This window comes from uncultured Flavobacterium sp. (assembly GCF_951805225.1).
Classification (GTDB): domain Bacteria; phylum Bacteroidota; class Bacteroidia; order Flavobacteriales; family Flavobacteriaceae; genus Flavobacterium.
In genome coordinates, this window is sequence record NZ_OX638201.1 from 4,014,035 (window position 1) to 4,034,783 (window position 20,749).

Consider the following 20,749-nt stretch of genomic DNA (forward strand, 5'->3'; position numbering starts at 1 on the left):
AACGAGCTAGCTTATGGTCTTTACAATAAAAAAAACAATTGCTTTCATAATCATTTTAGCTTTTGTTAGTTGTGTTAATAAAGATCCTTATCCATATAAAGTTTCCGACTTTAGAACTGAATTGGAAGAACCGCTTAAAAAACTAGCACAAGAAAAAGAATTACCCGTTCGAGATACAATTGCAAGAAATTATGTAAGAGACCATAGTTCGAAAGAAGAACTATTACAATTATTAAACTGCAACAATCCATTACTAAGAGTTGTTGCTTACAGAGCAATTGTGAATAGAAAAGAGAAAGATTATTTCAAAATTCTTTTGGGTCATCTCAATGACACTACAAAAGTCACGTGGTGGTATTATGAAGATGCCGCTGGAGAATTTACAGTTTCAGATTTATTAGTAAGAAAAGCTGAGGAAGCAAATAAACTTTCGAAACAAGAAAAAAAGATTTTAGTTGATAGTGTTTTACTTAAACATGCTTATTTAGAAACATCAATTTGGATGATACAAGATATTGAGCCCCAAGAAAAATATTATTCCATTATAAAAAATAAATCCAAAATAAAAACAGACCGATGTGGAGACCATTTAAGCGCTTGTTATGCTCTTTCAAAATTTAAGAAAAAAGAAGATTTGGTTTTCTTAAAAAATACATTTAACGATTTAGAAAGTCCATGTGAAGACTGGATTTTTAAAGCAATAGAAAACAATCCTAACGAAATTTATTTTCCAGTACTTGAAAAATATTTTAAAGAAGTAATCAGGAAGAAAAAGCCATCTTCATACGAAGATTTAAAATACTATTGTAGAGCGGTTGCAGTTTATAAAAATGAAAAAAGCTTAGCATTGCTTACAGAATTACTAAAAAAATCAAATTATCCTGATCCGTGGTATTTTACAGACAATCAAGAATATACATTTAAAGCAATTCACAAATATAAAAGTCCTGTTTATCAAAATCTCTATAAAGAACTAAAACCTAAAATGAGCGATTTTGTTTTTAAATACCTAGATGAGCCAGATTACGATGATCGAAAAACATGGTGAAATAATTAAAATCAAAAAGTATATTACTTTAGCCAAGAAGTAAGAAACAAATTACTTCTTTAGAACACAACATAAACCTCAAAATGAACCTATATTCAGAATATTATGTCAGCAAAAACTGCGAACGGTTTGTCAATAAAATTTGGTATCTTGATAATAGTATCGGCGAAAGCCTGATCGAAAACAAACTTGTTTTACCAAATGGTTGTTTTAATCTGGCAATTGTAAGCGGAAATGCAATAGAAGTTCATACGAGCAAAAATAAATACACGATGAACGAAGGTTTTTACTTTTGTTCGCAAATGACTAATAAGGTTTTGGTTAATATTCAGCCTAAAACCAAGGTTACAATAATTCAATTGCACGCCTGGACACTTTCGATGTTTCCGAATTATGATTTGAGCAATTTTTCAGATTCTATTCTAAAAATTGATCAAACGGAATTGCCTTTTGCAACCAAAATTGATTCGGGATTAAATAGTGATGTTTTAGAATTACTAAATATACTCAACATTTATTTTGAAGAATTAAACCTTTTAAATCCAACTAAAAATACAATCGAAAAGATCTGTGAGATTATAAAACTTCATCATGAAGAAATTACAGTTTCGGAAATTGGAAAGAGTTTAAAGGTTTCACAACGATTATTACAGATTAAATTTAAAACGGCAACCGGACTTACGATTAAAAATTATATTCAGATTCTGAAATTCAGAAAGTCAGTTGATCAAATGGTGAATTCCAATCTGGACAAACTCAGTTTGACGGATGTAGCGCTTTATAATAAATATTTTGATCAGTCTCACTTTATAAAAAAGTTTAAAGATGTGACCAAAACAACTCCAAAAATGTTCAATTCAAATTTGTATTTTCTTTCAAAAAAAAGATAAGATTTCGCATTTGTACAATTTTGTGAATTCCGATTAAACTAATATTGCAAAATCATTAATCAATCAAATCAATCACAAAATGAATATTAACAAATCAATTTTCCGGTTAAAAGCAATCTTAGTTGGAATACTTCTTTTCCAATTCCAAATTGGCTTTTCACAAGAAGAAAAAAACTCAGAAATATACAAAACCATAATGTCAAGAGACAGCCTTCTGTTTAATGTTGGCTTTAATACTTGCGACATTTCACAGTTTGAGAATCTTTATAGCGACAAATTTGAATTTTATCATGATAAAGACGGTCCTTCTGATAAAGCTCAATTTTTATTCAACCTTAAAAAAGGTCTTTGTGGTTCTCGCGAAACTTATAAAGCTCGAAGATATTTAGTCCCAAATAGCACCGAAATATATCCGCTATATAACAAAGGTGTTTTATATGGCGCTGTACAAATAGGAATCCATCAATTTTATGAGAAATCAATTGGTAAAAATGAATCTTTTGAAAACGCTAAAGAAAAATTTGGAAGCACAGCAAGATTTACACATTTATGGACTCTGGAAAATGGTGTCTGGAAATTAACCAGATCTCTTAGTTACGATCATCAAAGTACTAACACTGCCGGAACAAAATCAGATATTTTTGATAACGATCAGGAAATTGAAAAATGGCTGACTCAAAATAATATTCCAACATTAGGAATTGGCGTTATCAACAACGGAAAACTACAAGAAGTAAAGGTATTTGGAGAACTTCAAAAAGGAGTTTCGGCGCCTTATAACACAATTTGGAATGTTGCTTCCTTGACAAAACCAGTAACTTCAATTGTAGCATTAAAATTAGTAAGTTCCGGAAAATGGGATCTTGACGAACCGCTTTATAAATATTGGACTGATCCGGATATTGCAAATGATCCAAATACGAAACTTCTAACAACAAGAATTATTTTAAGCCATCAAACTGGTTTCCCAAATTGGAGATTTATGAACGAATCCGGCAAATTGGATTTTAAATTTAAACCCGGAACAAAATACCAATATTCAGGTGAAGGATTAGAATATTTGAGAAAAGCATTAGAAAAGAAATTCCATAAAACATTGGATCAATTAGCAGATGAATTAATTTTTCAGCCTCTAAAAATGACTGACACTAAATTTTTATGGAAAGACATAACTGATGTTTCAAGATATGCAATTGGATATGATAATAAAGGAAATGCCTACGAACCAACTAAAAACAAAACAGTAAACGCTGCCGATGATTTATTGACAACAATTGGAGATTACGGAACATTTTTATGCAGCATAATGAATAGCGATGGATTGAGTAAAAAAGTTTTTGACGATATGACATCGCATCAAATAGAGACTAAGAAAAACAAATACTTTGGATTAGGTTTTGAGATCTACGATTTAGGAAACGATAATTATGCGTTGTCGCACGGTGGCGCGGATAAAGGTGTTCAAACTATATTTTTATTGCTTCCGAAAACAAAACAAGGATTAGTAATTTTTACTAATGTTGACGACGGTTATAAAGTTTATGAAAAAATAGTTACGCATTATTTGGGTGAAAACGGTCAAAAAATAATCGATATCGAAACGAAATAAACATGAGTCAAAAGTAAAACATTAATAAAATCATAATTATGAAACTCATGATAAAACTATTTATTCTTATACTACTATTTTTAACGCAAGCGGCTTTTGCCCAAACGAATAAAGATGTCTTAAAAATGGCTGCGTTGAGAACCGAAATTATCAAAATGGATAGTTTACTTTTCACAGTTGCCTTCAATCAATGTGACACTACACTTTTCAAAAAAATAATTGCTGACGACATCGAATTCTATGATGATCGTTCCGGACTAAATGCTTCTAAAGCAAATGAGATAAAATCTTTAATGTCTAAATGTGCGATGTCTAAAAAATTAATCCGAAAACTAAATTCTACTACAATTGATAAATTGGGTGATTTTGGTGCAGTACAATTAGGCGAGCATACCTTCTATTTTGACGGTAAACCAGAAGGAACCGCAAAGTTTATTCATATCTGGGAACGAAAAGAGAATGAATGGCACTTAAAACGAATTGTGAGTTATGAGCACAGACCTATTAAAAAATAACTTCCAGAATTTGTTCTGATACTATTGTAATTAAAGGAATTTGAAAAAAAATTGATTAAATGTGAAACCAAATGAAATTTTTGTCGTCTATTAAGATTACAGCATAGTTCAAAGCATTGCTTTAATTTGTAATTTCGTTTAAAAAATTAAATTACAGATGTTTATAAAGTTTCAATCATCAAATCAAAAAATCAAATAACATTTTAATTAACCTTAATTACTAATCATCAATCAAAATGAAAAATTCAATCAAACTAATTGCTGTTTGCCTTTTTGTGCAACTGTTTTCTCTTGCTGTTTCTGCGCAGGACAAAGCAAAACAAATTGACCAATTATTAACCAAATACAAGGAATACGGACAATTTAACGGATCTGCATTAATTGCTGAAAACGGAAAAATTATTCTAAAAAAAGGATATGGTTTAGCGAATATGGAATGGGATATTCCGAATCAGCCGAACACAAAATTTAGATTAGGTTCAATAAGTAAACAATTTACAGCTTTGCTAATCGTTAAATTGGCAGAAGAAGGCAAACTAAAACTTGACGTGCCAATTACCACTTATTTACCGGATTATCCGAAAGAAACTGGTGATAAAATAACGATTCATAATTTATTGACGCATACTTCCGGAATTCCAAATTATACTTCTTCTCCAAATTTTCTTAGAGACAAAAGCCGTAATCCTTATACTCCGGAAGATTTTATAAAAACATTCAATAAATTACCTCTTGAATTTACTCCTGGCGAAAAATTCAGATACAGCAATTCAGGTTACTTTTTATTAGGATATATTATCGAAAAAGTTTCGGGTAAAACATACGAGCAATATTTACAGGAAATTATTCTTACTCCGCTAAAAATGGCTAATACAGGTTATGATCATTTTGAAGTTATCATAAAAAACAGAGCTTCAGGTTATGAAAAAAATGGAAAAAATATTAGTAATGCTTCATTTATCGACATGAGTATTCCGTATGCAGCAGGTTCTTTATATTCTACTGTAGAAGATTTATATCTTTGGGATCAGGCACTTTATACCAATAAATTACTTTCGGCAAAATCAATGGATTTATTATTCAAACCTTATATCACAACAGGTGGAAATGATTTTTATGGCTACGGATGGTTTACAAGCGAAGAAACCGTTGGAAAGAAAACAGATAAAGTAAAAGTAATAGAACATGGCGGAGGAATCAATGGTTTTAATACCGTTATTTCGCGTATGCCGGCAGATAAAAACCTAGTTGTTTTATTGAATAATACTGGCGGAACTGTTTTAAGCGAAATGAACAATAGCGTCAGAGCGATTCTATACAATCAGTCTTTTGATGAGCCTAAAAAATCACTGGCATTTGAACTTTTAGATGTTTACACTGAAAAAGGTGCAACAATTGGAACAAATACTTATAAGAAATTAAAAAGCGATCCTACTTACGGAATCAAAGAAAACGACATAAACCAAGTTGGATATCAATTATTACAAACCGGAAAAAAGAAAGAAGCTATCGAAGTTTTTAAAATCAATGTAGAAACTTTTCCAAAATCAGGAAATGCTTATGACAGTTTAGGCGAAGCTTATCTTGCTGATGGCGATAAAACGTTAGCCATTGTAAATTATAAAAAATCAGTAGAACTTGATCCAACAAACGAAAACGGCAAAAAGGTTCTTGACGAAATTTCCAAAAAATAATACTTCTAAGTTTTAGCATTCAGAAACAGTAATCCTAATCTTACCAACTCCTAAAGTTCTGGTTTATGACCAAAACTTTAGGAGTTTTTTGTTTGAAATTGCATTTTCCGATTCCATATTTACTATAAAAAAACTACTTTAGCGCTGCCCAAACAAATCTAATTTTTATAGCTGAAAAAGCTGTATTTGATACCAAATTATAACCTATGAAAAAATTAAAGAAGCAAACTCTTTTAGTGTTATTAGTATGCATGTTTATTCCGGTTGTTGCTATTTCTCAGACTTCTGCACCAAAAGTAGCAATGCCAACACAACAAAATAAAATTATAATTGACAAAATTGTTGAAGCAGCACATTACAAAAACTACGTTATTGATTTTTGCTTAGCTACCATAAACGAAGCCGCTAGTGCAGAAAAATGGAACGATCAAAAAACACTTGAAACTACAGAAAGCATCAATTACAAAAACTTCAGAGATGCCGTTTATAATATGTTTGCCTTTTATAATGAAATAGATCTGGAGACTTTATTAAAAGCGTATCAAAACGACACCGCATTTCAAACTACAAATGCAATGACAACAAATGATGCACTTGCCTATAATCTTGAAATATTTGCAAATGATATTGTTCGCGGAAGATATATTTCTAAGTAAGGTTCAAAGTTGCAAAGATTAAAAGGAACAGAGGCTTTTCTTTTAGGTGCTAAGACACTAAGTTACTAAGGCTCTAAGTATTCAAAACTTTGATAAAGATCATACTAAATAATTAATCCGTCAATTCTATGGGAAATCAAATTAAAATTACTTTTTTACTTCTTGTTTTTGCTTTTATTAGTTGCAATCGAAACACAGAAAAGGCAGATAATCTTATAGTTAAAAACACTGCAAACGTTGTTGAAAGTTTTGATGAATTTAATATCAAATTTCACAAAGATTCTATTTTTCAGCTTTCGAGAATAAATTTCCCAATTGAAGGAAAATCAATTGATGGTTTTGATAAAAACGAATGGACTTCGAAAAACTGGGAAATCCTTAAAACTCCCGTTGTCGAAAAATCTGAAAACAAAGAATACGAACATTCTCTTGTAAAATCAGACACTATGGTTATCGAAAAATATTGGATAAAAGACAGTGGTTTTCTAGTTGAAAGAAAATTTAAAAGAGTCAAAAACAAATGGTTTCTGACTTATTATAATGATGTCAATTTGTAAACTATACTTTTAGGTATTCAAATCTTTGTCAAAGTTTAAAACTTTGACAAAGATTACGCAAGATGAGAACCTGAAATTCCAAAAAACCTGAAACAAAAACTTTACTCTCCTTTCGGTTTCAGAACTAATTTTGTCGAAGTTTTTATAATTTCCTCTTTATTTAATTTCATTTTTCTGAATTTTCCGGCATTGTACATTTCTGCCTGATCATCATAATGTTTGCTAAACGGATTTCCTGATTGTCCGGTTGGCAAAATACTCCAACTGTTTTCAATATCTGAGAAATCGACAATTCTTCTCGTCGAAGGCCCGCCTTTTACATGATAATTCCCTTCTTTATTAAATCCAAAGAACTGATTGTTTATCACTTCATTTGAACCCGGATCAGCAAAAGGTCCAACATTAAATAGTTTACGTAATGCAGCCACTTTTCCTAACGGATGTTCGTGTTCTACAGTATGCGCTTTTCCCCAATTCCAATCATTAATCTGATTGCCAAATTGTTTCTCAAGTGCAGCAATAGCTTCGTGAAAAGATTTCGAAACAATATCGCTTCTATTTTCTTTTACGTTTTTGGTTTTAATATTATCCCACCAAACGGAGTTTTCATTTTCAATTTGTCTGGCAATAATTTGTTTTCCTAAAGAGGTATCCAGAAATAAATTAAAATTGTCCTCGCCCATTTCGTCTTCAAAAGTATTTTTCAGATACAAATAAACCCATTTGTTGTAAATCGTTGGCGCAACATCTTCCAGATTATTCGTTCCTTTCCATGATTTCAAAATATTGATCGCTTCTTTTTCTTTTGCTGAAGCAGAATTAATATTTACATTCGAAATCAAACTCTGAACCACGCCCGGCGCAATTGGAGAAGTATTATCAAAAATCATTTTACTGATTGCTTCTTTATCCCAATCAGATTTCGCGTCCATTAAACCCGAAATTCTCTTTGCGCGATCTTCCGGCAAATAATACCCAGGATATAAAAAACCATCTATCGCTTCCGGTTGATTATTTGCCGAATAAACATAACCCCATTTTGGATTTTCGGAAGACGGATTCTTAGAAAAATCTAGATATTCCTTAATATCATCTTTGCCGCTGGCGCCATCTAAAATAAGAAACGTGTTAACACCTTTATCATGTTTATAAAGTTTTCCCGTTGCCCACCAAGCAACATTTCCTTTAGCATCGCCATACATTACATTCAATCCTGGTGCGGCAACCAATTGTACTGCTTTTCTAAAATCGTCTTTGCTTTTAGCATGCGAAAGTCCATAAATTGCATCAAGAATCTGAATTGGCTGTTGTGTATAAGTCCACGACATCGCAATTGGATTCTTTTTACCTAAACGTTCTAATAAATCGTTCATTATTGGTCCGTGTCGGCTTGATTTAACCGTCAAAACCACATCCGAAGTATCTTTTACTTTTATTGTCTTTTTTATCGATTCATAAGTTGCAAAACCAGTTGGAGTCTGATATTGATTTGCATCTCCAGCTTTATTCTTTTCTTCATAAAAATCAATATCATCATTTTCGAACATTGTCAATCCATAAGCATAATTGCGATTATGAGCCAATAACGGATATGGAGTTCCAGCCAAATAACAACCATACATTTCAAAATCAGGCGTTACCAAATGCGCTTCGTACCAAGTTGCCGGTTGCGAAAATCCAATATGCGGATCATTTGCAAAAATCACTTTCCCACTTTTGGTTTTATTTGGTCCGGCAACCCAACTATTACTTCCCACAAATGGAGGAATTGGAGAATTATCCAACAGCGCTGCCACAGATTTTGAAATCGAAGTATATTCTTCAATATTCTCTTTTGAAATCTTAATTCTCGTAGTATTAAATTCGCTGTTAATTCCTAAATCTTTCAAATATTCAGTTCCATATTTGTTTCGAACAAAAGTCAATAATGGATCTGTTTTTTGAGCCATTGCAAAACTAAAAGACATATATCCAAAAATATTGTAGACGTCTTTTATCGTGAACTTTTCCTTTTTCACGCCAACCACAGTAAACTCAACCGGTGTTGGTCCTTCGTCTAAATATTGATTAATTCCGTCCAGATAAGCCATTGCCATTTTATAACTCTGACTGTTTTTATCTAACTTGGCAATCGCTTTATCCGAAGCTTCTTCGATACCAATTCCCGAGAAAAACTTATCATTTTTAAGCGCTACAGAACCAAAGATTTCAGACAATCTTCCAGGCGCAATTCTTCGAAGTAATTCCATTTGCCATAATCTTTCCTGCGCATGAACATAACCCAAAGCTGTCATTGCATCCTTTTCAGAATCGGCATAAATATGAGGAACACCAAAATCATCAAAATAAACAGTGGTTTCTTTCTGGAGATTTTTCAATTGAACTTCACCTTCATATTTAGGCTTCAAATGAAAAATATAGGCACATAAACCTATTCCAAGAATAACAATCAACAAGAATAAAACCAGCAGAATTTTTTTAATTTTTCTCATATTTATAAAAAAGTATAATGATAAATGATTCCGTAATGATGTAACTTAAAGCTAAAATCCTGTAAGAAACATCGCTTTTAAAAGTCTAAATTTATGTATTTAAAATCAATACTATAAATGTCTGTCTATAAAAAAATAGCAATCTGCATAATTTCTCTGTTTCTTTTTGTGATTTTAGTCAATATTGGTCTTAATTATTGGATAAAAAAACAATTACCAATTATTATCGATCAGAAAAATAAAACAGCGTATAACATTCAATACGAAAAAATCGAAGTGTCACTTTGGTCCAGAAATATTTATGCCCAAACTTTATTGGTTCATCCAAAAAATCAATTGGAAAACAGTAAAATAAAAACCGGAATCTTTTCGAAAATTGAATCCATTACAATCAAACATTTTAATATTTGGGATTTAGCTTTTCGTGATATCATTCAAGCCGAAAGTATCACGATTAACAAGGCCAGAGTAATCTTGTACAAAAAAGATGAAAAACTGATAAACAATCGTAAAAGTATTAAAACCGAAATAATCGAGCCTTTTAGGAAAATAATTGCTGTTTCGAATATTTATTTAAATGAAGGAAGTGTCGATGTCGTTTCGTTAAAAAATGACAAACCAATCCTTAGCATCAAAAATATTATTTTGAAATTGGAAGGTATTTTAATTTCTGATGCTACGCTGAAAGAGAAAATTCCAATGCATTTTGAAAAATATGTTTTGATCTGCGATAGTTTATATTATAAACCAAATGCATTTTATCATTTGAATATTGGCAAAATCAGCACTGAAAATAACTTTTTAAGAATCCGTAATTTCTCTTATTTACCTGAATTTAATCGTAAGCAATTTGTTCAGAAACTTGACAAAGAAAAAGATATTTACACGATAAAGCTAGATTCGGCAGATATTGAAAAAATGGATTGGGGATTTAAAAATGAGCGTTTCTTTTTTAAAGCAAATTCAATTGTTGCCAATCATGTTGACGCTAATATCTATCGAAATAAAATCCCTAAAGATGATTTGAGCAAAAAATATCTTTATAACGCTTTATTGCGAAAAATTAAATTTCCGCTTCAAATCGATACTATTCAAATTCTTAAATCAAAACTGGTTTACGAAGAAGAAATTGATTTCTCAAAAGGTCCAGGAATTTTGAATTTCGATCATTTCAACATGCAAGTTACTAATCTCAAAAGTGGATTTGGCTTAACAAAAACACCAGACGTTAAGATAAAAGTGAATTGTCAGTTTATGAAAACATCACCTTTAAATGTCAATTGGAGTTTTAATGTATTGGATCAAAAAGACAGTTTTCATATTCAGGGAACGATCTCTAATTTTAATGTTGTGGCAATGGAAAGATTTACAAAGCCATACATAAACACTTCTTTTACAGGAAAATTCAATAAATATCATTTTAATTTTTATGGAAATGATAACAGCGCCAAAGGAAATGCAACGCTTGATTACGAAGATTTAAAAGTAAAATTATTCAAAAAGAAAGACCGCGAGAAAGAGGCCAAATTAAAAACTGCTGTTGCTAATTTATTGCTAAAAAATGACTCTGGCGATAAAAGCAAAAAAGCAGATGTCGAACTCGAACGTATTCCTGAGAAATCATTTTACAACTTTTTATGGAGAAGTATCGCTGAGTCTTTGAAGAAAATTTTGATTTGATTTTTTTCGTCACGAATATTTTTGTTGCCAAGAATTCACGAATTAGAACGAATTAATTTTTATGTTATTCCTTGTTGTCTTTGTCATTTCGAAGAATGAGAAATCACACAAGTAGCTCGACAAAGATTGGCGACTTAAATTGCGGAGTTTCTAGTGTGATTTCTCATTCTTCGAAATGACAAGATTGAGGCTAATAGCATTACGCAAACCTTTGTCAAAGTTTAAAACTTTGACAAAGGTAACTACACGACATCTCACATATAACAGGATTTAACAGAAGTGCAGTTATTCAAAAATAATTCGTGAATTCGTGGCAAAAAACATCGCATAACTTTTTACAAACCTGACAATTATCAGGTTTTAAGTAATTTCTTTTTCTAACATTTGTTTCTATTTTAATTTTAAAACAAATGACAAAAAAGCCTTTACACACTTTTCATATTCCAGTAATGGGACTCGCATATACAATTGACAGCCCGATTAGAGTGGCGCAATACGGTATTTCATCTGTTGTTTCTATTGCAGATGATGATTTGATTGAAAAGATGCGTAATTTTTATAGTACGAAATTCAATTTTCCGTACGAAGAAATCAGCCAGAAATTTCAGGATTACAGAGCGCAAAGAATTACTTCTTATCTTAATTTAGTAGACAAAATTGTAAAACAAAAATTCGACACTTTTAAAGCGGAATTAATCGAAAGCAAAACTGCCGTAGAAAATTATATTGCGATGTTGCCTAATACATCAGACATCAAAAAAGGTTTTCAGAATTTATTGGATGATGGAATTTCTTTTAAAGAAAACATTCAGAATTATATTGAATCTCATCTTTCGCCAGGTTTAATTGATGTAAATATCATGACAAAACTTGATAAAGATAATTTCGATAAAGACGAACAACTTCCTATTGAATTTAATGATGCGCACGCAGCTTTAAGAGGTTTTGCAAATAGCAATCTTGAATCTTCTGTTGTTCTTTCTGCGGGAATGAATCCGAGATTATATAGTTATTTCGAAAATTTTTCCGATTTCTTTCCAAATCCAAATAATGAACTTAAGAAGAAAATTATCTTAAAAGTAAGTGATTTTAGATCTGCAATGATTCAGGGAAATTTTTTAGCCAAAAAAGGACTTTGGGTTTCGGAATATCGAATTGAATCCGGACTAAATTGTGGCGGACATGCTTTTGCTACAGACGGACTTTTATTAGGTCCGATTCTGGAAGAGTTTAAACAAAAAAAAGATCAGCTTATTTCATCTGCACACGAATTGATGAAAAAAGTATTACAGCAAAAACAAGCTTACGCGCCTGAGAATCCTTTACCGCTTAAAATTACTGTTCAGGGCGGCGTAGGAACTTCTGAAGAACATGAGTTTTTATTAGAAAATTACAAAGTAGATTCTGTTGGTTGGGGATCTCCATTTTTATTGGTTCCGGAAGCAACTTCTGTAGACAAAGCGACTCGTGAATTATTAATGAATGCCAAAGAAGAAGATTTATATTTGAGTCACATTTCTCCTTTGGGAGTTCCGTTTAATACTTTAAGAGGAACCACGAATGAAATCGTAAAACAAAAAAGAATTGAACAAAATAAAGCCGGAAGTTCTTGTCCGAAAAAATTTCTTGCTTTAAGTAAAGAATATGATCCCCACGGAATTTGTACAGCGTCTAAAAAATTTCAGGATCATAAACTTGAAGAATTAGAAATCATAAAAAATACACTTTCTCATGAAGCTTTTGAAAAGGCAAAATTTGATATCACTGAAAAATCATGTTTATGCGTCGGTTTAGCAAATGCTGCTTATTTAGAAAACGATATTAAGATCAAAGGACAAGCGCAAGGTGTTGTTATTTGTCCAGGGCCAAATATGGCTTATTTTGACCACGAAGTTTCTTTGTCTGATATGTTGGGTCATATTTATGGAAATAAATCGATTCTGAGAACTGAAAACAGACCAAATGTTTTTGTGAAAGAATTAAAAATGTACATTGACTACTTCAAAAATGAAATTGATTCTATTTCTGGAGAAATCACCAATGCACAACTAAAAAAATGGAATACTTTTAAAGCGAATATTCTGGAAGGAATTGAATATTATCAAACGTTACTTTCTCCAGCTATTTACTTTAAAGAAGATTTAAATAAGATAAAAAGAGATTTTGAATTTTATAAATCAGAATTAGCTCAAATTACTATTCCAATTTTAAAAGTGGCATAAAACAAAAATCCCGATTCAAGATTCTGAATCGGGATTTTTATTATTATAAACTTAAGACTTAAATGTCTATTCTTTTTTCTTTTTACTTCCGTCAAGGATTGCTCCTGTTCCGGTACCAACCGCAGCTCCGGCCAAACCACCAATTATGGCACCTTCACCTTTTTTCTTACTGATCACGGCTCCGGTAACAGCTCCAACTCCGGCACCAATTACGGCTCCTTTAGCTGTATTACTCCAACCTTTCTTTTTGGTCGTAGTTGTTGTTGCAGTTCCATCAGCTTGTTGGTGTACTACTACAACTTTTTGAGATTCGACTTTTCTCTCTTCTCTTAAATTGGCCATTTCTGTTCGCATTGAATCAATAACTTTTTGTCGGTTTATTTCAACTTTCATTGAATCAATACTAGCTTGTTTTGCTTTATTGATATCTTCTTTCCCTTGTCCTTGGTTTTGACAAGAAACGATTGATAAAGCGGCGAATAATATGTATATGGCTTTCATGATTGTAGTTTTTAAATTATTACACTACAAAGTAAAGAAGATATGTTTTGTTGAAGTTACATGATTTTGTTTAATGGTTACAGAATTTGAAGATTGTAATGTTTTTTCACGCAGATTATTTTTAAAAACTATGAAAAATATCTCGCAAAGACGCAAAGTCGCTAAGTTTTATTTAGCCACGGATTAAATAATTAAAATGATTAAGAATCAGCTTAAATCTGTAAAATCTGCGTGAAACAAAAAAAACTTTGCGACTTGGCGTCTTTGCGAGATTAATATTTATTAACCTAAAATTCCTTTTTTAAGGATTTGTCCAAAATCAAACATATCTTCATAAGAACAATAAAGAGGAACTGGAGCTAAACGAATTACATTTGGTTCACGCCAATCTGTAATTACTCCATTTTTCATTAGATAATCAAATAAACTTCTTCCTTCTCCATGTAAAAAAACAGACAATTGAGAAGCTCTTTCTATTGGATTTGAAGGTGTGATAATTTCGAAATTACCTTTTACTTCTTTATCAATTTCGTGTAATATGAATTCTAAGTATGACGTAATATGATCTCTCTTTTTGATCAAAGCATCCATTCCAACTTCTGCAAACATTTCTACAGATGCTAAATAAGGCGCCAAAGAAAGTACGGGTAAATTACTAATCTGCCAGCCATCAGCTCCGTGAACAGGATCAAAATTAGGTTCCATTTTAAAACGGCGTTCTTTATTGTGTCCCCACCAACCTGCAAATCTTGGCAAGTCAGGATTATTATGATGTTTTTCGTGAACGAAACATCCAGAAGCATTTCCTGGTCCTGAATTCATATATTTATAACTGCACCAAGCAGCAAAATCCACATTCCAATCATGAAGTTCAAGTTTGATGTTTCCAGCAGCGTGCGCCAAATCCCAACCTACTTTTGCTCCGGCTTTTTGTCCTGCTTCGGTAATTGTTTTAATATCGAAAACTTGTCCGGTATAATAATTTACTCCTCCAATTAAAACTAAAGCCAGTTCATCACCAACTTCTTCAATTTTTGCAAGAACATCTTCAAGGCGAATGTTATGTTCTCCTTCGCGACGTTTTATTTCTACAATTGCATCTTCGGTTTTATAACCATGAAAATGAACCTGACTCTGAAACATATATTGATCTGAAGGAAATGCTTTTTCTTCGCAGATAATTTTATAACGTTTCCCTTTTGGCTGATAAAAAGAAACCATCAATAAGTGAAGATTTACAGTCAAAGTATTCATTACCGTAACTTCTGATGGCAAAGCACCAACTATTTTACTCAATGGTTCTGCAAATCTTTCCTGATAATCCCACCATGGTTTATTAGCATAAAAATGTCCTTCGACTGCAAGATCTGCCCAATCCTTCATTACTTCATCGATGTAAGCTTTGGTACGTTTTGGCTGTAATCCAAGTGAATTTCCTGTAAAATAAATAACTCGTTTGTCATTTACTTTCGGAAAAATAAATTGATCCTGATAATGATTTAGTGTGTCTTGCGAATCAAGCTCTCGTGCAAATTCGCGTGTATTTTGAAAAGTCATTGTGTTTTTGTTTTGTCTGCTAAAATAACAAATTTTGTTTGTTTTGTTTCATGTTTCAAGTTTTACATTGATATACTTTGGAGATTTAACCGCAAAGTTCGCAAGGATTTTTATCTAGGTTAACGTTTACAAACGCAAAGTTCGCAATGCTTTGCGTTTAATATTTCATAATGAACTTGAAACAAAACTATTAAAAAACAGAAAACCCGACAGGTTTTAAAAACTTGTCGGGTCTCTTTATAAGATAAATTCTAATTAAAGAATTAACATCGCATCTCCGTAAGAATAGAATTTATATCCTTCTTTGATTGCTTCTTCGTATGCTCTTTTCATTAAATCATGTCCACAGAAAGCAGAAATCATCATTAATAATGTTGATTTTGGTGTGTGGAAATTTGTAATCATACAGTTTGCAATACTAAAATCATGAGGAGGGAAAATAAATTTATTTGTCCATCCTTCATAAGGATTTAAAGTATTTTGAGAAGAAACAGAACTTTCAATTGCACGCATTGAAGTTGTTCCAACAGCGCAAATACGTTTTCTGCTTGCTTTTGCAGCATTTACAATATCACAAGCTTCCTGATTAATAATCAATTCTTCAGAATCCATTTTGTGTTTAGATAAATCTTCAACCTCAACTGGATTAAAAGTTCCTAAACCAACGTGTAATGTTACTTCAGCAAAATTAACTCCTTTGATTTCTAATTTTTTCAAAAGGTGTTTTGAGAAGTGTAAACCAGCAGTTGGTGCAGCTACAGCTCCTTCTTCTTTTGCATAAATAGTTTGGTATCTTTCAGCATCTTCTGCAGTTACTTCTCTATTGATGTATTTAGGAATTGGAGTTTCTCCAAGTTCTGTCAATTTGTTTCTGAATTCTTCGTAAGAACCGTCATATAAAAAACGTAAAGTTCTACCACGAGAAGTTGTATTGTCAATTACCTCAGCAACTAATGAATCGTCGTCACCAAAATAAAGTTTGTTTCCAATACGGATTTTTCTAGCCGGATCAACTAAAACGTCCCAAAGACGTTGCTCTGAATTTAATTCTCTTAATAAGAAAACTTCAATTCTTGCTCCTGTTTTTTCTTTGTTTCCGTACAAACGTGCAGGGAAAACTTTAGTATTGTTAAGAATCAAAACGTCTCCGTCATCAAAATAATTGATAACATCTTTAAACATTTTATGTTCTATAGTTTGTTTTTGACGATCGATTACCATTAAACGAGATTCGTCTCTATTTTCTGCCGGGAATTCCGCTAAAAGTTCTTTCGGTAAATTAAACTGAAAATGTGATAATTTCATTTGAGAAAGTTATGAGTTATAGATTTCAATCAGGATTATTTGAATACCTGATTTTTAATCGTGTGCAAATATACGACTGTGAGATAGGCGTTGTCAAGTGTTTTGATGTTTATTTTCAAAAGTCGTTGATTTAGTGGAGTTTCGGCAACACAAAAAAGGCGTTTTTAAACCATATAAGATATATAAGTTCATTTAATTTGGATTCTTAAAAATTTAGAAGCGTTTTAATTTGGCTAAAGCCGAAAAAATATCAACAAAAAACCCCTAGTTAAAACTAGGGGCTATTTAAATTATGCTCATTTATTTAAATGAACTTATATATCTTATAAGATTTAAAACCTACAATTCAGAAATTTGGAAATTTAATTCTTTCAGGTCATTCCAGAAATCAGGGTATGATTTAGAAACTACTTCAGCATTTTCAACAATAATTGGCACTTTCAAAGCTAAAGGTGCGAATGCCATTGCCATGCGGTGATCGTTGTAAGTGGCAATTTTTACATTATGATTAATATTTTCTGATTCAACTAAAGTCAAACTATCATTGGTAACAGAAATATTCGCTCCCAATTTTGTCAACTCAATTCTAAGCGCTTCCAGTCTATCTGTTTCTTTAATTTTTAAAGTATGAAGGCCTGTTAAATGGCAACCAATTCCTAAACCTAAACAAGTTACAACAATAGTTTGTGCAATGTCTGGTGTATTATTTAGCTCAAAGTTTACAGTTTCAAATTTAAAATTTTCTTGTTTTACCAAAGTCATTTTATTGTCCTGGAAAGTAGTCTTCACTCCTAATTTTTCATAAAGTGAAACTAATTCTGAATCTCCTTGTAAACTATTTTCTTTATAACTGCTTAAAGTAATTGAAGCTGTATCTGCCAAAGCTACCAAACTAAAGAAGTAAGATGCTGAACTCCAATCTGATTCTACTACCATTTCTTTGGTTTCAACTTCAGATTTTGGATAAACTTTAATCACGTTTCCTTCAAAACTAGTTTGAATATTTAAATCGTTTAGCAAAGCCAAAGTCATTTTAATATATGGAATTGAAGTAATTTCTCCTTCTAATGTCAATTCTAAACCATTTTCTAATTTTGAAGCTACAAGTAAAAGTGCCGAAATATATTGACTGCTTACATTTGCTGCCAAAGTAACTTTTGAAGCGGTTACTTTTTTTCCTTTAATTCGAATTGGCGGATAACCTTCTTCTTTTTCATAAGAAATCTCAACTCCCAATTGTCCTAAAGCTTCCACTAGAATTTTTATCGGGCGTTCCTGCATTCTGCTTGAACCTGTCATCACCACTTCGCGACCTTCATTTACAGCAAAATATGCTGTCAAAAAACGCATTGCAGTTCCTGCGTGATGAATGTCTACAATTTCGTCATTTCCAATTAAGGCTTTTTGCATTACTTCGCTATCATCAGAATTTGAAGTATTTGCCAATGTAATATTTGGAAATAATGCTTTTAACAACAATAAACGATTTGTCTCGCTTTTTGATCCTGTTACTGCAATTTGTCCTTGTAAATTATGTTGAGTTGTCTGGAGTAGTAAATTCATTTTTTAAATTGTAAATTGTATATTATGAATTAGGAATGATTAGAAACGTAATTCGCCTCGCAATTTACCACTCCACACTCATAATTCAAAATTCAAAACTCATAATTCAAAGCTTATGAGCGATATTTCACAATTATTTTAATTTATCGTTGTTTTTATGACGGTCTTTATCTCTAACCGATTTCAAATCCATTTTTTTATCAAAAGCAGCTTGTAAATCAATTCCCGTTTGGTTGGCAAGACATAAAACCACAAAAACAACATCGGCTAATTCTTCTCCTAAATCTTTATTTTTATCACTTTCTTTTTCAGATTGTTCGCCATATCTGCGCGCAATAATTCTGGCAACTTCACCAACTTCTTCTGTAAGTTGCGCCATATTTGTCAATTCGTTAAAATAGCGAACTCCGTGTTCTTTTATCCAGGTATCAACATCAAGTTGTGCATTTTTCAAATCCATGATTAAATTTTTTTAAGAATAATTTTTTCGTTCTGACTCGCAATCATTTTCTGAAAGAGATCTTTTAATCCCTGATATGCGTCAGGCGCAAAAATACTACTGTTAATTTCTTTTGTGCTCAAAATTTGAATTTTATTTCCATCACTTGAAGTGTTTAATGAAAATACGATTTCTTTATCTCCTAAAGTAACACGAACGGGAGCAGGTAAAGACTCTACCATATATCCTTCAGGAATTTCTAAATTTATAGCAAATCTTTCCATTGTAAGATAGCCAAAATAAATAGCCATTTGTCTATTTTCCTGTTTAAAAGGATTCTTGCTTCTAGTAAAAAACAATAACGGATTGATAAAAATTTTATCTTTTATAATATCCGATTGATTCTCTGACGTAAAGGCAAAAGTCTCTAACACCGGACCTGCTAAATTTGTCTTTTTATTCTCAACGGTATAATTTGAAATCTTTAAGCTTCCTAATTCTTCTTCAAACTTTTCAAGATAGCTTTCTTCGTTCTTGTCTGCATTTCGAACTCTAAAATTATAAGCATCATAATCTGTTCTTTGAATTCTGACTTTCCCTTCCATTTTTCCCTTGGCATCCATCTTAACCATCAAACTTGATATTTCGCGAGATTGAGTAACGGGATCTAAATTAATTTCTTGGGAAGTACCATCTTTCTTAATTAATCGCCCTTTCCAATTTAAAACATTTAATGGCAAAATATTAGGCGCAGTAAATTTATGAGTTGCATCCAGAAGTATTTGTTTTCCGTCGATTTCGGCAGCGGCAATTACATAATTAAATCCGGTACGTGTTGGATAAACCGGAACTCCGTTTTCGATTGTACTAACCAAAACTGGATTTGCATCTATGCCGGCTATTTTAAGCATATCAATCAAGATGAAATTAATTTCGGCAACATTTCCTGTCTGATCTTTATAGGCTTTTACAACACCTTTATCAGTATAACATCCTCTGGTTTCGTCCCAATTCATTTTATTCTGAACAAACTTGAAGATGATATCTAATCTTTCGCTTGGCGCTTCAACATTTGCCAATAATCGCTTTACATCTTCCAGCAAAAAACTTCTTTCATTAAGTTCTTTTCCGAAATTTTCATCTTTAAAAATTGTTGTCGCTACGCCTTCCCAAGTAACCGTGTAATCTTTATCCGGTTGATCGACATATCTAATTCTTTCTAATTCATGCTGAATCGATCCTCTGTAATTAATAGGATTGTTTACATAAGGTTCTTCTGTAAGCGCCGGAATATCTTTTCCTGAAAAAATCGAATTAATTTGTCTGTACGAAAGTCTAGCGGTTTGATTATGTTCGTTTTCAAAACTCTGACCACCATTAATCAATTTAGAATCAGTAACTATTGGAAGTCTGCCTATCAAAATTGGTTTATAAATATACATCTCCGGAATTTCGGTTTTATACTCAAAATAATTTAACGGAACATCATACTGAATTTGAAAATCCGGAAGCTTAACAATGTTTTCGGATCTAAGAACATATTTGTATTCTATTATCGAGCCTTCTTTTACATTTGGCAACGTTATTATTTTTTCGCTCCAGTATTTATTTATATTTTTTGTAAAACTCCCTTGATTGTCAAGTTTCGTTTTTACAATTTTTCCGTTTTCCAGATTATACGTTACGGCATCTGAAAAGTCAACTCTGTCTTCGTTTAAATTTTCATATCCAATGTAGAAACGTGCTTTTTGATTGGCCCAATATAATCCTTCTTTTTTATAAATTTTGATCTTAAATTCATAAACGTTATTTACTGAGAACCCTCTGTCTTTATTATAAGTTAAAAACGTTTTTCCTTTTTTGAATAAAATTGCTGCGGGAGCGGTAGTGTCTTTTGGATGTACTTTTTCCTGTAATTCAGCAATAGTAACTTTTCCTAATTCCTGATTTTGTGCATTTATTTTGGAAACACTTAAAATTGAAAATAAAAAAACGATTACTATACTACTTTGGAATTTCAT

At 31.8% G+C, this 20,749-nt stretch carries 16 protein-coding genes; 9 read left to right on the plus strand and 7 right to left on the minus strand.

All coding sequences use genetic code 11. The features are described 5' to 3' along the window. Window positions 1-13 precede the first annotated feature (13 nt). From WN975_RS16795 to WN975_RS16825, 7 genes are all read left to right on the plus strand, one after another. Window positions 14-1,048: a hypothetical protein gene (locus WN975_RS16795; RefSeq protein ID WP_337967512.1), complete on the plus strand. Its 1,035-nt coding sequence runs from the start codon at window positions 14-16 to the stop codon at window positions 1,046-1,048. A gap of 83 nt (window positions 1,049-1,131) precedes the next feature. After that, window positions 1,132-1,938: an AraC family transcriptional regulator gene (locus WN975_RS16800; protein WP_337967513.1), complete on the plus strand. Its 807-nt coding sequence runs from the start codon at window positions 1,132-1,134 to the stop codon at window positions 1,936-1,938. Window positions 1,939-2,017: 79 nt separating this feature from the next. Then, a complete protein-coding gene (locus WN975_RS16805) occupies window positions 2,018-3,547 on the plus strand; it encodes a class A beta-lactamase-related serine hydrolase (protein WP_337967514.1) in 1,530 nt (509 codons plus the stop codon). A gap of 47 nt (window positions 3,548-3,594) precedes the next feature. Then, the gene (locus WN975_RS16810; protein WP_337967515.1) at window positions 3,595-4,062 is read left to right on the plus strand and encodes a nuclear transport factor 2 family protein; all 468 of its coding nucleotides are present in this window, start codon (window positions 3,595-3,597) and stop codon (window positions 4,060-4,062) included. 236 nt (window positions 4,063-4,298) lie between these two features. Continuing rightward, a complete protein-coding gene (locus WN975_RS16815) occupies window positions 4,299-5,756 on the plus strand; it encodes a serine hydrolase (protein WP_337967516.1) in 1,458 nt (485 codons plus the stop codon). A 206-nt stretch (window positions 5,757-5,962) separates the two neighbouring features. Then, window positions 5,963-6,412 (plus strand): hypothetical protein, encoded by a 450-nt coding sequence (locus tag WN975_RS16820; protein ID WP_337967517.1) that lies wholly within the window; start codon window positions 5,963-5,965, stop codon window positions 6,410-6,412. Window positions 6,413-6,540: 128 nt separating this feature from the next. Further along, window positions 6,541-6,969 (plus strand): hypothetical protein, encoded by a 429-nt coding sequence (locus tag WN975_RS16825; RefSeq protein ID WP_337967518.1) that lies wholly within the window; start codon window positions 6,541-6,543, stop codon window positions 6,967-6,969. 101 nt (window positions 6,970-7,070) lie between these two features. On the opposite strand, the gene WN975_RS16830 is transcribed toward WN975_RS16825, so the two are convergent. Next, entirely contained in the window at window positions 7,071-9,461 is a 2,391-nt protein-coding gene (locus WN975_RS16830; RefSeq protein ID WP_337967519.1) for a penicillin acylase family protein, read from the minus strand. Between the two features lie 117 nt (window positions 9,462-9,578). Between WN975_RS16830 and WN975_RS16835 the strand changes: the two genes are divergently transcribed. Together WN975_RS16835 and WN975_RS16840 are read left to right on the plus strand one after the other, a co-directional pair. Further along, the gene (locus WN975_RS16835; protein ID WP_337967520.1) at window positions 9,579-11,141 is read left to right on the plus strand and encodes a hypothetical protein; all 1,563 of its coding nucleotides are present in this window, start codon (window positions 9,579-9,581) and stop codon (window positions 11,139-11,141) included. Window positions 11,142-11,551: 410 nt separating this feature from the next. After that, the gene (locus WN975_RS16840) at window positions 11,552-13,363 is read left to right on the plus strand and encodes a hypothetical protein (protein ID WP_337967521.1); all 1,812 of its coding nucleotides are present in this window, start codon (window positions 11,552-11,554) and stop codon (window positions 13,361-13,363) included. Window positions 13,364-13,429: 66 nt separating this feature from the next. Here WN975_RS16840 and WN975_RS16845 read toward each other — a convergent pair whose 3' ends face one another. The 6 genes from WN975_RS16845 to WN975_RS16870 form a co-directional block, all read right to left on the minus strand. Beyond that, on the minus strand, window positions 13,430-13,864 hold the full coding sequence (locus WN975_RS16845) for a YMGG-like glycine zipper-containing protein (RefSeq protein ID WP_337967522.1): 435 nt from the start codon (window positions 13,862-13,864) through the stop codon (window positions 13,430-13,432). Between the two features lie 282 nt (window positions 13,865-14,146). Further along, window positions 14,147-15,421 carry a kynureninase gene (gene kynU, locus WN975_RS16850; protein ID WP_337967523.1) on the minus strand — a complete coding sequence of 425 codons (1,275 nt, stop codon included), beginning with the start codon at window positions 15,419-15,421 and terminating at the stop codon, window positions 14,147-14,149. A 255-nt stretch (window positions 15,422-15,676) separates the two neighbouring features. Further along, entirely contained in the window at window positions 15,677-16,726 is a 1,050-nt protein-coding gene (queA, locus tag WN975_RS16855; RefSeq protein WP_099709666.1) for a tRNA preQ1(34) S-adenosylmethionine ribosyltransferase-isomerase QueA, read from the minus strand. Window positions 16,727-17,065: 339 nt separating this feature from the next. Next, a complete protein-coding gene (gene aroA / locus WN975_RS16860) occupies window positions 17,066-18,289 on the minus strand; it encodes a 3-phosphoshikimate 1-carboxyvinyltransferase (protein WP_337967524.1) in 1,224 nt (407 codons plus the stop codon). A gap of 133 nt (window positions 18,290-18,422) precedes the next feature. Then, on the minus strand, window positions 18,423-18,749 hold the full coding sequence (locus tag WN975_RS16865) for a nucleotide pyrophosphohydrolase (protein WP_012022600.1): 327 nt from the start codon (window positions 18,747-18,749) through the stop codon (window positions 18,423-18,425). Between the two features lie 2 nt (window positions 18,750-18,751). Then, window positions 18,752-20,749 carry a DUF3857 domain-containing protein gene (locus tag WN975_RS16870; RefSeq protein WP_337967525.1) on the minus strand — a complete coding sequence of 666 codons (1,998 nt, stop codon included), beginning with the start codon at window positions 20,747-20,749 and terminating at the stop codon, window positions 18,752-18,754.